The 12,430-nt window shown below is 63.0% G+C and carries 11 protein-coding genes; 4 read left to right on the forward strand and 7 right to left on the reverse strand.

Annotated features, from left to right (window positions below; all coding sequences use genetic code 11):
* Window positions 1-2,445: a hypothetical protein gene (locus GSQ92_RS09825; RefSeq protein ID WP_216856799.1), complete on the reverse strand. Its 2,445-nt coding sequence runs from the start codon at window positions 2,443-2,445 to the stop codon at window positions 1-3.
* Between the two features lie 257 nt (window positions 2,446-2,702).
* On the opposite strand from GSQ92_RS09825, the gene GSQ92_RS09830 reads away from it, so the two are divergent.
* The gene (locus GSQ92_RS09830) at window positions 2,703-3,707 is read left to right on the forward strand and encodes a methyltransferase (protein WP_158803084.1); all 1,005 of its coding nucleotides are present in this window, start codon (window positions 2,703-2,705) and stop codon (window positions 3,705-3,707) included.
* A gap of 198 nt (window positions 3,708-3,905) precedes the next feature.
* Window positions 3,906-4,118 carry a hypothetical protein gene (locus GSQ92_RS09835; RefSeq protein ID WP_158803085.1) on the forward strand — a complete coding sequence of 71 codons (213 nt, stop codon included), beginning with the start codon at window positions 3,906-3,908 and terminating at the stop codon, window positions 4,116-4,118.
* 45 nt (window positions 4,119-4,163) lie between these two features.
* Here GSQ92_RS09835 and GSQ92_RS09840 read toward each other — a convergent pair whose 3' ends face one another.
* Window positions 4,164-5,723: a hypothetical protein gene (locus GSQ92_RS09840; RefSeq protein WP_158803086.1), complete on the reverse strand. Its 1,560-nt coding sequence runs from the start codon at window positions 5,721-5,723 to the stop codon at window positions 4,164-4,166.
* A 229-nt stretch (window positions 5,724-5,952) separates the two neighbouring features.
* Between GSQ92_RS09840 and GSQ92_RS09845 the strand changes: the two genes are divergently transcribed.
* Together GSQ92_RS09845 and GSQ92_RS09850 are read left to right on the forward strand one after the other, a co-directional pair.
* On the forward strand, window positions 5,953-6,999 hold the full coding sequence (locus tag GSQ92_RS09845) for a phosphotransferase (RefSeq protein ID WP_158803087.1): 1,047 nt from the start codon (window positions 5,953-5,955) through the stop codon (window positions 6,997-6,999).
* Window positions 6,996-8,270 (forward strand): aspartate aminotransferase family protein, encoded by a 1,275-nt coding sequence (locus tag GSQ92_RS09850; RefSeq protein ID WP_159013403.1) that lies wholly within the window; start codon window positions 6,996-6,998, stop codon window positions 8,268-8,270. The genes GSQ92_RS09845 and GSQ92_RS09850 overlap by 4 nt, the downstream gene beginning before the upstream one ends.
* Window positions 8,271-8,291: 21 nt before the next feature.
* Here the strand turns inward: GSQ92_RS09850 and GSQ92_RS09855 are convergent, their stop codons facing one another.
* The 5 genes from GSQ92_RS09855 to GSQ92_RS09875 all read right to left on the reverse strand — a co-directional run bounded on the left by GSQ92_RS09855 (window position 8,292) and on the right by GSQ92_RS09875 (window position 12,306).
* A complete protein-coding gene (locus GSQ92_RS09855; RefSeq protein ID WP_158803089.1) occupies window positions 8,292-8,846 on the reverse strand; it encodes a 2,4'-dihydroxyacetophenone dioxygenase family protein in 555 nt (184 codons plus the stop codon).
* A gap of 29 nt (window positions 8,847-8,875) precedes the next feature.
* Window positions 8,876-10,000, reverse strand: a complete 1,125-nt coding sequence (gene dinB / locus GSQ92_RS09860; protein ID WP_158803090.1) for a DNA polymerase IV — start codon at window positions 9,998-10,000, stop codon at window positions 8,876-8,878.
* A 430-nt stretch (window positions 10,001-10,430) separates the two neighbouring features.
* The gene (locus GSQ92_RS09865; protein WP_158803091.1) at window positions 10,431-11,093 is read right to left on the reverse strand and encodes a DUF2459 domain-containing protein; all 663 of its coding nucleotides are present in this window, start codon (window positions 11,091-11,093) and stop codon (window positions 10,431-10,433) included.
* Between the two features lie 76 nt (window positions 11,094-11,169).
* Window positions 11,170-11,412, reverse strand: coding sequence for a hypothetical protein (locus tag GSQ92_RS09870; protein WP_158803092.1), 243 nt, complete (start codon window positions 11,410-11,412; stop codon window positions 11,170-11,172).
* 105 nt (window positions 11,413-11,517) lie between these two features.
* Window positions 11,518-12,306 carry an SDR family oxidoreductase gene (locus GSQ92_RS09875; RefSeq protein WP_158803093.1) on the reverse strand — a complete coding sequence of 263 codons (789 nt, stop codon included), beginning with the start codon at window positions 12,304-12,306 and terminating at the stop codon, window positions 11,518-11,520.
* Window positions 12,307-12,430: the final 124 nt, after the last annotated feature.

Consider the following 12,430-nt stretch of genomic DNA (forward strand, 5'->3'; position numbering starts at 1 on the left):
TCAGAAGGTCTTCAGGAAGGCGATCAGTGCGTTCTTGTCGGCATCGCTGAGGCCGGGCTCGTCACCTAGGCTGGTTCCGAAGTAGTGGCCGCGATTGACGACGAAGTCGGGGCATTTGCTGAGGCTGAGGAGCGGCTTGGCGAGATCGGCGAATTGCGCGCGGGCCTGCTCGTCCGTCGAACCTTTCGGCAGGTTCGCGAGATCGATCTGAAGCCGCAGCAACAGATTCACGAGTTTGGCGCTGTGATCGGCGATGGTGATGGGATTGCTGCTCTCGGGCAGCGGCTGGAGATTGGCGAGAAGATCGATGGGCACGCCCGCCGGGATGGGGCCAAGGGTGATGTCGCCCTGTGGGTTGATCAGGCCCGGCAGCAAGTGGTGGAACGAGTCTCGCAGCGGCTTGAGCAAGGCGGGCTGAAAACCGGCGGGAATGAAGATCCAGCTCCGCGCCGTGGTGCGATCGATGACGCCGGGCACTTTGTCCCCCAGGACGGCATCTTTGGCTCGCCGCACAGGCCAGAGAAGCTGCTCGATCGACGCTTGGAACACGGTCATGCGCGACTTGACGGAAGGATCCTCGCTGAAGGGGCCGATGCCGTTGTTGAGCAGGAACGGCGCGGTCGACCAGACGCTGACCAGCGAAGGCGGCCGCGTGTAGCCTCGGCCGCCGGCGGGCATCTTGTAGGAGCTTGGGGCACCCGTGAACGGATCGTAGACCGTGACCGAACCGACGGATGGCAACGTCTTGTAGCTCTGCGAGGAAAAGTTGTCCCAGATATTGCCGGCGAGTGCATTCGTCGCGAGCGGGCTGCAAGCGTTGGTCTGCAAAAGCGTGACGGGCACACGGAGGTCGGTCGAGAGGTAGTTGCCGTCGAGGAAGTCGGGGGCATGGACGATTGCCCGCATCTGGGCTTTGTATTCCTCCGTCTTCGTCCAGCTCCAATACTTGTTCCAGCACGTAAGATAGCCGGGGCCGGCGCAGCCACTTGGGTTGAAGGCCGGTATCTGTTGCGGTTGTTTGCTTGAGTGGCATCGCGCGCAGGTCTGCGCGAAAACGGTTTTGCCCTGGTCGAGCTGCGCGGCGCTTGCGGTGAGGTAGCTGGCGCCGCCTGGTGCCGCGGAAAGATGATCCGGTTTCGCGGCCTCCAGGAAGAACTCCGCGGTGTCGGGCGTGGCGGCTTCGGTGGCGCGCCAATAGGCGGAGTTGCGCTCGGCCACGGCGATTTGGATCGGCGTGATGGGCTTGCCGCCCACGACCGGGTTGAAGTGCCGCAGCCACTCCTCGCTGAACAATCCGATATTCAGATAGACGCGGTTGAGCGCACCGAGGACGCCCACAGAATCGGAGCCGTCCTTCAAAACGCGCGGCGTCCAGACGGTCTTTGGCGGTGTGTAGAAGGCCGTGAGCGGGCCGCTTTTGATATAGTCATTGAGCTGCTTGTTGTTCCGCTCGCCGCCCGCAAGCGTCTCCTTCCCGAAGCGCAAAGCGAAGTTCAGCCGATCGCTGAGGTTGTAAATCGCGTTCATCGTGCGCGGATTGTTGATATTGTCCGTCGAGACCAGCGAGGTGTCCATGCTGCCGGGGCGGTAGGTATGCACGAGCTGATACATGAAGTTGTTGGGCTGGGCGGAATAAACGAACAGGCGATCGACCCACATATATTGCGCGCCGACGGTCGAGCTTAGATTCTTCCATTCGGGATGGGCGGGATCAGCCGGCGGATTGATCGGGCTCGGCCCGATATGGCAGAAGCCGCAGGACATGCCGACGCGATAGGGGCGGATCAGGCTCTTGTCGTTATAGTAGGTGGGATCCGTGTAGTAGCGCTCGGGGTCCCAACGCTTGCGGGCCGCTTCGTCGAAGGCGGGGTTTGGGAAGAGGCGCAGGCCGATGACGCCGGAGGATTCGCCGAAATACGAGCCGACCGGCACGGTCTTACCGCGTGCGCCGATCGCGACGCCGGGATATTTCTGCGCGTTGGCGAAGGGATCGGGCGGACAAGCAGTGTTGCGGGTATCAAGCCACAATCCGTAACGCTTGGGATCCGGGCCGGTTGCCTTGTCGAAACATGGCTCGTTGATCAAACCGAGATAGCGCCAGCGCCCGTCGCGGTCGGTGTGTTGCCCGGGATGCGATGTCACGATCTTCAGCAGGTCGAAAGCCCCGAAGGTCTCAGCGGTAAGGCCGGTCCAGAACCGATCATTGCCGCCGGTCCAGACATTCCACATGTTTCGGCCACGGATCGCCGCCGGGCTCAAAGCGAGCCCACCGTCCATATCCTTGAAGTAATCCTCATCCGCCTGGGGAAATGAGTCGGCGCTGCGATGAGCGGCGGTCGCCTCATCGACCACCGGCGCGGCCTGCACCGAGGATCCGCCGTTTCCTGCAAACGCGAGGCCGAAGGCAAGCACAACTGCCAGGCTCGGAAGCCGGGGAAAGGCCATCATAATCCTCCGGAACATCAAATTCTTCTCGCGCTTTCGGCCATATTGCAGTGGTACAGGCGGAAAAGCGAGGACGATACCTGTCGCAGCAGCAGTGAATGACGGCAGGTTTTCTAGGATCGATGCCGAAAACGACAATAGGGTTCAAAAACCGCGCCTCTGTCGGACGGGAGCTTTGCTGGCTGCCACGCCGGTTGCGGAACGACTCGCGCCGGTGCATCTGCTAGCCTCCGCTTGCGTCATCGAGAGGCATTGGCATGCACGAAAACACCCCCAAGACGCCGGAGACGATCGAGCGCTTGCAGGCCAGCGTGCCGGCAGCCTTTGCCCTGCTGGCGGGGATGCAGCTCGATATTTTCACTCGCCTCGCCGAAAGACCCCGTAGCGCCGGCGACCTCGCGGCGGACTTGGGGGTCGCCGAGGATCGGCTATCACGTCTGCTCTATGCACTGGTCGTCGCCGGCCTGTTGGACCGGCACGGGAGCGAATTCGGCAATGTGCCGGAGGCGGCAGCGTTTCTGGTGAGAGGGCGCGAAGGCTTCCTGGGTGACACGCATGACTTGCTGGCCCAGCTTTGGCGTGCTGACCTTCACACGGCTCAGTCGATCCGCACTGGCGCCCCGTTGGCGCTGCACGACTTCGCCGCGTCGTCCGATGAGGAAATGAAGGCGATGCTGCGGGGGATGCATTCCTTCGCAATCGCCTCCGGCCGCGACCTCGCCCGGCGCTTCGACTTTTCCGGATATCGGTCGCTCATCGACATCGGCGGTGGCTCGGGCGGTCTGCTGATCGCGCTGCGCGAGGCCAATCCGGCGTTGCACGGGACGCTTTTCGAACTGCCGCGCAATGCGGCACTCGCCGCCGGTATTCTGGCGACAACACCCGGCGGCGATGCGGTGACGGTCGAGCAGGGTGACATTCTCGCGGTCCCGCCACACGGAACATTCGATGCGGCGGTGTTGCGCGCTTTGCTTCAGGTGCTGTCACCCTCCGATGCGGCGGGGGCCATCGCGAATGCCGCATCGGCGATACGGCCAGGCGGCTCGATCTTCATCCTGGGCGGCGGGATTCTCGACGACGACCGGATCGGGCCGCCGCTGGCCGTGTTCCTGAATGTGACCTTCATGAACATCTACCCGGCCGGCGCCTCCCATACCGTGGCCGAGCATGCGGCCTGGCTGACCGCGGCCGGATGCGGAGAGATAGAGCGGATCATTCTGCCCTCCGGCGGCAGCATCATCCGCGCGACAAGGCTCGATTGACGTGTGGCCGCTTCCCGAAGGTCCGGCGCGGCGCGATGGGCCTTTTAGCCACGCAGGATAGACCAATGGCTAGCTAGGCTCGCCTCTCCCAGGCGGGATACCCAACAAGCGACGGCAAGATCCGAGTCCTTTCGCCGTAGCGGGAGAGGCGGAGACCGACGCCGCAGCCTCATGCCTCAAAGGCCAGGAGCGAGCAAAATGGGCGGACTGACGGTGACCGTTGTCCCCGTCGCAGATGGCCACTACGCGGTAGTGTTGGTTGATCCCGCGACGGCGAAGCTGAAACGAGCGCAGGGCCGTGACTGCGACCCCCATGGCTATACGGAGGCGGAGCTGCGACCGATCCTCTCCGACTGCTACGGCCTTCCCCCGGAAGAGGTCGAAGCCCGCATCGCGGGCGCGAAAGGCTAGGCCGCTTCGCGCGCTGCGACGGCGCAATTCGGGCCGCGGACCGCCTCAAGCGACGCCGTTGAAGACCTTGTGGTCGAGCCCTTCAAGCGTCACGACCGTGCCGTCATTCAGAGCGATGACATCCGAACCATTCTGAACCGCTTCGGAAACGATCGGCCCACTGCCGTAACCGCCGAAGACGATGGTGTCGGTGCTCTTGAGGCCGCCGATTAGCTCGGTGCCGCCCGCGTGGCCCTTGATGAAGCCGTAGACATCCGTCCCTGCCCCGCCGACGACGGTCGCGGCACCGGCGCCACCGACCACGGTATCCGCCGCCCCGTTCAGCGCGACCACGGTTTTGCCGCCGACGACTTGAACGGTTTCAGCGCCGCTGCCGCCCGTACCATTGATCGCCGAGGCGCCAGCCGCGCCGACGAGGAGCGCTGGACCGGCGCCGTCGGTGAATTCCAGCGCATTGCCCGTGCCACCGATCAAAGTCGATGCGCCCATCCCGCCAACCAGGGTATTGTTGCCCGATCCCCCGATAAGGACCGAATTCGCGTCGCTGGTCGCGCCGAACATCGTCGTATTGCCCGAGCCGCCCATAACCGAGACCGCGCCAGTGCCGCCCACGAAGTGGAGCGGGGCGGCGCCGCCGGTGATCGTGGCACCAGAGTCACCGCCGAAAACGTCTCCGGAGCTTGTGGCGGCGCTGCCGGTCTGGCTGAGCGTCTGCGAGTTGTTGGTCGCCCCAGGGCTGGTGCCAGACGTCCCGGCCGCGCCGCTTTTGAACAGGCTGGAAAAAATCGCGGCTGCCGCGGCTTCTCCGTCGCCCAGAGCGCCTGAGGAAAGATCGCCATTGGCGAGAGGCGGAACGCCCAGGCTCTCCGCGTAGGTGCCGAGGAGGTGGAATGGGAGAGCGACAGCCAGCGCGGCGATGGCGGCTGAATAATCGCCCGCGTCATAGGCGACGGCGGCCGTCGTTAGAGGGACGATGCCGAGGTAGGAGCCGGTCCAGTCGACCGTTCCATAGTGAACGATATTGTCACTTTGGACGATGTTGCCTTCGTAGCCGCCTTGCGCGTAGTTGCCGACCGGATCGCCGTATTCCACGTAGTTGGTGAGGTCTTGCGTCGCGCCCGAGGGGATGTCGCCCGCCGGGATTCCCGGTGCGCCGAAGGTGGTTCCAGGAATCCCGAGCTGGCTCGCGACATATTCGACATCGGCGCCGCCCAGCGAATGACCATCGAGATAGATGTCGCTCGCGTTGTAGCCTTGCGCCTCGGCATCCGTAACCGCGGATTGCGTGAAATTGAGAGCTGTCTGGTAAGACGGCGCGTCGATTCCGGCTGTGATGGCGGCATCGTCCAGCACCTGGGCGGCGGTAAACTCCGCGCTGCCGGTAAAGAAATTAGTGCCCTCGAAGGTGACCATCACCTGGCCCGTCGATGCCACGAGTGCCGCGCCGTAGAAACCGGTGGACGCGTTGTAGAGCGTGACCGGCTGGCCGCCGTCCATGAGGTAGCGGAAGCCAGCAGGGAGTGCCGCACTTCCTTGGCTGTAGCTCCAATTCGCCGCGTTGAGGTTTTGGGCGTTGTTGGGCGTCAGGGTCTGGATGCTGGACATTGCCTAGTCTTTTTGATTTGGAACGGCTGGAAATCAAACGGCGCCCTAGCTGGAACCGGGGGGCCTGCAATGTCAACAATAGGTTGCCTCGCGGTGGACAATACCCTTCCGTCGGGCACATCATTCAAACGAACTAGCAAATCGGCGCGCCTCCCTCCACGATTTCCTCTGGCGACCTTGAATGGTGCATCATGCGGCATTGAATTGCTTGAGATTGTGAGGCGCCTTCATGAGTGACGCGGTTGGTGATGTGCTGTCCGACGGCCCCCCGCCCGTCAGCGATGCCGAAGCGGTTCGGATTATCCGGCGGCATTGGGGCATTTCAGCGCATGTCGAACCGCTTGTCAGCGAGCGCGATCATAATTTCCGCGTCCAGGCTGAGGGCTTTCGCGAGAGCGTGCTGAAGATCGCCCATCCGGCGGAACCTCGTTCGGTGACGAATTTCCAGACGGCGGCGCTGCGCCATATCGCGCTGGTCGACCCGACGCTGGCAGTGCCCGCGGTCATTCCGAGTCTGGGCGGAGCGGAAGAGCTTGACCTGGAAGTGGGTGATGGCCCTAGGCGGGTCGTGCGCCTCCTTACTTTCCTGCCGGGCACGCTGCTCAAGGACGCGCCGCGTTCGGCCACCCAGGATGTGCGGCTGGGCGCCTTCCTGGCTCGGCTGAACCGGGCGCTGCGAGGCTTTTTCCATCCGGCGGCCGGCGGTGACGGGTTGCTGTGGGATCTTCGGCAAATTCCGGCGGTGCGCGACCGCACCAGCCTCATCGGGGATCCGTCCCGCCGGCATCTGGCCGAGCGGGTCATGGATGAGGCCGCCGCAGAGCTGCTCCCTCGGCTTCCCGCGTTTCGGGCACAGGTGGTTCATAATGACTTCAACCTGTCCAATGTGGTGGTGGACGAGGACCCGGACGTCATCGCCGGGGCGCTCGATTTCGGCGATATGCTGCATGCGCCGCTCATCTGCGACATCGCGACGGCCGCCGCCTATCGTTGGACGCCGGGGGAGCATCCGCTCGAAGGCGTGGCGCGTTTCGCCCGAGGGTTTGACAGCGTGACGCAGCTGGAAGACGAGGAGATCGAGAACTTGTTCATCCTGGTCGGCTGCCGCCTGGCGCTGACCTTGGTCCTGTCGAATTGGCAGGCGATACGGTTTCCGGAAAAGATCGATTACGTGCTGCGCGGCAACGAGGATCTGTGGTCTTTTCTCGACTCAATCGCGGGTATTTCGAACGCACAGGCAACGCGGATGTTTCGCGCCGCATTGGAACGGAGATGACACAGGTGAATGATGCTTCCTCCAACCTGATCGCTCGTCGCCGGCGATTGCTTGGTCCGTCCTATGAGCTGTTCTACGATCGCCCGGTGCATCTCGTTCGGGGCGAAGGTGTCTGGCTGTTTGATGCCGAGGGCGAGCGATATCTCGACGCCTACAACAACGTCGTTTCGGTCGGCCATTGCCACCCGCATGTCGTCGCGGCGCTGGCGCGGCAGGCCGCGACACTGAATACTCATACGCGCTACCTCGATGAGACGATTCTGGACTATGCCGAGCGGCTGCTGGCGACGGCGCCCCCGCACCTCGGCCACGCACTGTTCACCTGCACTGGCAGCGAGGCGAACGATCTGGCTATCCGCATCGCGCGCCACGCGACCGGCGGCCATGGGGTGATCGTGACCGACTGCTCCTATCATGGCGCGACGATCGCCACTGCCGCGCTATCGACCTCGGCAGGCGGTCTAGCGGTGCTCGGCGAGTTCAATGCGGCGGTTCCTCGGCCGAATACGTTTCATGATGATGGCGCTGGTGCGCGGCAGTTTCTGGGCGCGTTGCAGGCGGAGGTCGATCGGCTTTGCGCGGGCGGGAAGCGCCCCGCCGCGCTGCTACTCGATTCCGCTTTCTCCAGCGACGGGATCTTTTTCCCAGCGGCAGAATTGATTCAAGGTGCTGGCGATATCATTCACCGGGCCGGCGGCCTGCTGATTGCCGATGAGGTGCAGTCAGGGTTTGGCAGGCTCGGGACCGGCATGTGGGGTTTCGCGCGTTACGGGCTTGTGCCCGATCTCCTCACGCTCGGGAAGCCGATGGGCGATGGGCATCCCGTCGCGGGTGTCATGGCTCGGCCGGAATTGTTGGAGGGCTTTGCCGCGGCGGAAGGTTATTTCAATACCTTCGGCGGCAATCCGGTTTCCGCGGCTGTCGGCATCGCGGTGCTGGATGTGGTTCAGGGGGAAAGCCTGGTCGAGAATGCGCGGCGGGTCGGGGATTATCTGCGGGAAGAAATCCTCACGCTGAAATCGCGACACGCGTGCATCGTCGACGTGCGGGGCGCCGGGCTTTACTGCGGTGTCGAACTGGTGGGAGAGACTTTGCCTGCGGGCAGCATGGCGCGGAGAGTTGCCAATGCGATGCGGCAGCGCCGCGTTCTTGTCAGCAACTGCGGTCCAGGGGGAACTGTTCTGAAGATTCGCCCGCCGCTGGTCTTCGCGCGCGAACATGTCGATCAGCTTGTCGAAGCGCTTGATGCGGCCTGCACTGAACGGGCTTGAGGGCCAGCCGGCGCGGGCCGGTCAACGCACGAATTGCGTCACATAATCCTCGCCGAGGCCGACTTCGCGATAGTGCTTGCGGCACATATCGAGTTTGGTGAAGACGTCCTCGTAGCCCGTGTGATTTCCCCAAGGATCGACGTAGTACATGACGCCATTGACCTGGAAATAGGTGATCATCTCCTCGACATCCTCATCGACGACCAGGGTGTGCGTTTCGCCCGGCGGCTCGAACACATAGGAGCCTTCGGTGGCGATCCAGTCATGTTCCAGATAGCGCCAACGACCTTTCAGGACGAAGCCATGAACGGGGCCCGGATGACGGTGACGGCTCAGCACGCCTGACTTGCGGACCTTCAGCAGGTTCATCCAGTAGCCGGACGAGACGTTCAAACAAAGCGGCCGAAACCAGACATTCTCCGCCTGGGGCACCCAGATGCGCTCATCCTCGGGAATCGCGTTGGCGACGACAATGTCGGCGAGTGCTTCCTTCGGCTGCGGGTATTGATACGGCATCCGCCGCAGGGTCTCGGCATCCAAACCGTCGCCGGAACGCGCGCCACTATCGGTCGTCATGAGATACCTCGTCCTCCGAATGCGGCACTCTATCCCCCGCCGTCGCGAGGCGCCAAATCGAGGAGGAGCGCCAGTTGCGCTTGGGGTGGATGCTCGCGCGCCTCCAAACTGGAAATCGTGACGCCGAGAAGCCGGATGCCGCGGCGCGGAGGGAAGCAGGGCCTCAGCAGATCCAACCCGAGGCGCGCCAACTCCTCCTCTGACCCGATCGGCCACAAACCCGATCGGCTTCGCGTGATTTGCTGGAAATCCGCGTATTTGACCTTCACCGTGACGGTTCGCCCGGCATGGCCGCCGCGTGAGCAGGTATCCCAGACCTTGGCGAAAACCGGCTGCAAGACCGGCTCGACCTCCTCCCAGCGCTTGAGGTCCTGCGCGAAAGTGGTTTCGGCGCCGACTGATTTGCGGGGCTGGTCAGCCTCGACTGGCCGGTCATCCTGGCCGCGCGCAACGCCATAGTAATAATCGGCCGCCTTGCCGAAATGCACCGAGAGGAAAGCTCTCGATTGGCGGCGAAGATCGCGCCCGGTCTGGATGCCGAGGGCGTTCATCCTGGCCGCCGTGACCGGGCCAACGCCGTGGAACTTGCCGATCGGCAGATCTTCCACGAAACCCGGTCCCATCCGGGGCGTAATGACAAACAACCCATCCGGTTTGCGGTGATCGGAAGCGAGCTTGGCCAGGAACTTGTTGTAAGAGACGCCGGCCGAGGCTGTGAGGCCCGTTTCCGCGCGGATGGCCGCCCGGATCTCCTCAGCAATCGCGGTCGCCGAGCCGCGGTCGATGAGCGGCGCCGTAACGTCGAGATAGGCCTCGTCCAGGGAGAGCGGCTGGATAACGCCCGTATAGCGGGTGAAAATCGCATGAACCTGTTGCGAAACCGACTTGTAGACGTCGAATCGCGGCGGCACGAAGATCAGTTCCGGACATTTTCGCCGGGCGGTCACCGAGGCCATCGCCGAACGCACGCCGAATTTTCTCGCTTCGTAACTCGCGGCGGCGACCACTCCGCGCTCCCGCGATCCGCCGACGGCCAGAGGCACGCCCCTTAGTTCCGGATTATCGCGCTGCTCAACCGAGGCGTAGAAGGCATCCATGTCGATGTGGATGATTCGCCGAAGCAAATTGGGCTGGGCGGATGGTGAGGAGATCATCGGGACGTTGGGTTCGCCTGTACGGAAAACGCGAGTTTAATAGCCAAGTCGTCGATAATAGCGCGCCGAACCCGGTTGCGGTGGTCGAAAATTTGCCTTAGCTATTCATGCTAACAACGATTTATTTGATGTTCTCGTCACTTTGCCTATCGAGTACTCCTGGAGCTAGATCGTCGCATGCCCCAATACGTCGGAACGCTCGGTAGGTCGATCGCGAGAAAAGCTGGACTGGTGCCGCATCGAAAGCCGGCGCGGATAGGGGGCAGGCTGATGGTATCAGCCCTTCTCGCAATGACCTTCGCAGTTGCGGCATGCAGTTCCTCTAGTGGAGGCGGTTCCTCACCGTCTCGTCCGACCTACATCGTTTTGCCGAACGGCCAGGGGTCGGTTTGCTCAAACGGTACAGCGCCGCCCTGCAAATAACACGACGTCAATTACTTCGCGAAGCTGCATAGGCGCTCGCGATGTCGCTTCCGACTGGGGGGCGGCGGAGCTGATTCATGACCTGGCTGGCGAAGAATAATCCACTCAGATGCATTGGAATTCCTCCATGCCGAAGGGCGGAAGCGGTCCAGCTATTGCAGGTATAGAGCAGGTTGTATCGGTGCGTGGATGCGAAGAACAGGCTGCCAGGCCATGGGCCTTTGGCAATGAGTAGCGGCTGTCCCGCGGCGTCGTGTGCGATGGTCCGCCAGATGAAGTCAGACAAAGCGGTCGCGCCGCCTGAGGACAGCGGAAGCGTCGCGACTTGCAAATCTGGGAAGGCTTGCGCCGCCGTGACCGACACCGCGTCTACCTGAACCGCGGCATCTCCCGGAAATGGACCGATAACCAGATCCGCCACGGAATGCACCGGGGCGATCATGAAGGTGCGCTTTCCGAAGCCGAACATGAGCGTTTTCGCGTTAGGGAACATCGTGCGAAAGACCGCAAGGCCGCCAACAGCCTCATCCGCCGGAAGTGCCACATCCGTGTGCCAGCCGTGATCTATGACCGATACGGTTTTCATGTGATCCGTCGGCACGGAGATGAGCGGCGCCGGACGCGCGCAGCCGATCGGGCCTAGCAGGAGCAGGGGGAGCCAAAGCCGCATTGAAGCCCCAACCTCCGGTCACCGCACGCCCAGAGAAGTCTGATCCGGGCGGCGCCATCGTCGGTCGCGGCGACGCTTAGAACGCGGCTAGAGCGCCCGTAAACAGGAGCGTGGCCCAGGCAAGGGCCAGGCCACCGCGACGGTTCACCTGAGCGGGTTCTTTTTCTTCCCACCGGTCGAGACGAACATAAATGCCATCATATTCCAAACAGACGATGCAGAAGACGTCGTCGGGGCGGGCGAGATGACCGAACTCACGGTTGCCGCAACCGCATTCAGGGCAATGCAACCGCCAGTAACTCGGCGAGGTATCTGCCATGACTCTCTCCGGGTGGCTGACGCCGCCATAGAACAATTGCGTCGAGTCGGGCAAGTCCCCCCGAGCCAGGCGCCTCACCGCGCCTCGATCAAACCGTGCCGACCCTCAGATACGTTCGACATTTCCACAAACGCTGAGCGACTGGCCCGAGATGTTGCGACCGGCAGGCGAAACCAGGAACAGCGCGGCCGCCGCGACATCCGAAGCGGTGACCATGCGGCGCAGGGATATATTTTCGATGTAGGTCTTCTCCATCTCCTCATAGGAGACACCGATCTGAGCCGCACGATCCCGGATAACGCCGGTCATGCGTGGGCCCTCGACAACACCGGGAAGAATGGCGTTCACGCGGATGTTGTCGGGACCAAGCTCCTTGGCGAGGCTCTGGGTCAGGCCGATCACGCCCCACTTCGCGGATGAATAAGGCGTGCGGTAGGCATAGCCAAAGCGTCCCGCCGCCGAGGAAAGGTTGACGATCGAGCCGCCGCCGGCGGCCTTGATCATCGGCACGGCCTCATGCGCGCAGAGGAATTGCCCTGTGAGGCAAATGTCGATCGTCCGTCGCCAATCGATCGGGCTTATTTCCTCGACGCCGCCCGTTGGTCCCGCGATGCCTGCATTGTTGACGAGGATGTCGAGTCCGCCCAGCGTCTCGCGCACCGCCGCGAACATTCGTTTGACATCCGCCTCATCGGAGACATCGGCCTTAGTCGCGGCGGCAGCACCGTGGACCTTGCGGTAAGCGTCGAGCTGTTCGTCGCCAATGTCGCAGACATGCACGCGGGCGCCGTGTTCGGCCAGGATATCGGCGATGGCGCGCCCGATCCCGGAGGCGCCAGCGGTGACGAGGACTCTCTGGCCCTGCACGGCTGTAGATGAGAAGGATGACGTCATGGCAAATTGCCTCCTGCGATGCGACGTTCTGTGGTTTTGACTAACATGATGATGTGCCCAATGGCAGCGGCTTGGCATCGCGGGAGCACGCGCGCATCCTGCGGTGGGGCGGCGCAATGTCACG

Origin of the sequence: Acidisoma sp. S159 (genome assembly GCF_009766125.1) — a bacterium.
Classification (GTDB): domain Bacteria; phylum Pseudomonadota; class Alphaproteobacteria; order Acetobacterales; family Acetobacteraceae; genus Acidisoma.

Coding starts and splice junctions, on each gene's coding strand:
- GSQ92_RS09840 (WP_158803086.1), bottom strand. CDS start 5,723: ATGTCCAGCATCCAGACCCTGACGCCCAACAACGCCCAAAACCTCAAC.
- GSQ92_RS09835 (WP_158803085.1), top strand. CDS start 3,906: ATGGGCGGACTGACGGTGACCGTTGTCCCCGTCGCAGATGGCCACTAC.
- GSQ92_RS09825 (WP_216856799.1), bottom strand. CDS start 2,445: ATGGCCTTTCCCCGGCTTCCGAGCCTGGCAGTTGTGCTTGCCTTCGGC.
- dinB (WP_158803090.1), bottom strand. CDS start 10,000: ATGATCTCCTCACCATCCGCCCAGCCCAATTTGCTTCGGCGAATCATC.
- GSQ92_RS09855 (WP_158803089.1), bottom strand. CDS start 8,846: ATGACGACCGATAGTGGCGCGCGTTCCGGCGACGGTTTGGATGCCGAG.
- GSQ92_RS09845 (WP_158803087.1), top strand. CDS start 5,953: ATGAGTGACGCGGTTGGTGATGTGCTGTCCGACGGCCCCCCGCCCGTC.
- GSQ92_RS09870 (WP_158803092.1), bottom strand. CDS start 11,412: ATGGCAGATACCTCGCCGAGTTACTGGCGGTTGCATTGCCCTGAATGC.
- GSQ92_RS09830 (WP_158803084.1), top strand. CDS start 2,703: ATGCACGAAAACACCCCCAAGACGCCGGAGACGATCGAGCGCTTGCAG.
- GSQ92_RS09865 (WP_158803091.1), bottom strand. CDS start 11,093: ATGCGGCTTTGGCTCCCCCTGCTCCTGCTAGGCCCGATCGGCTGCGCG.
- GSQ92_RS09875 (WP_158803093.1), bottom strand. CDS start 12,306: ATGACGTCATCCTTCTCATCTACAGCCGTGCAGGGCCAGAGAGTCCTC.
- GSQ92_RS09850 (WP_159013403.1), top strand. CDS start 6,996: ATGACACAGGTGAATGATGCTTCCTCCAACCTGATCGCTCGTCGCCGG.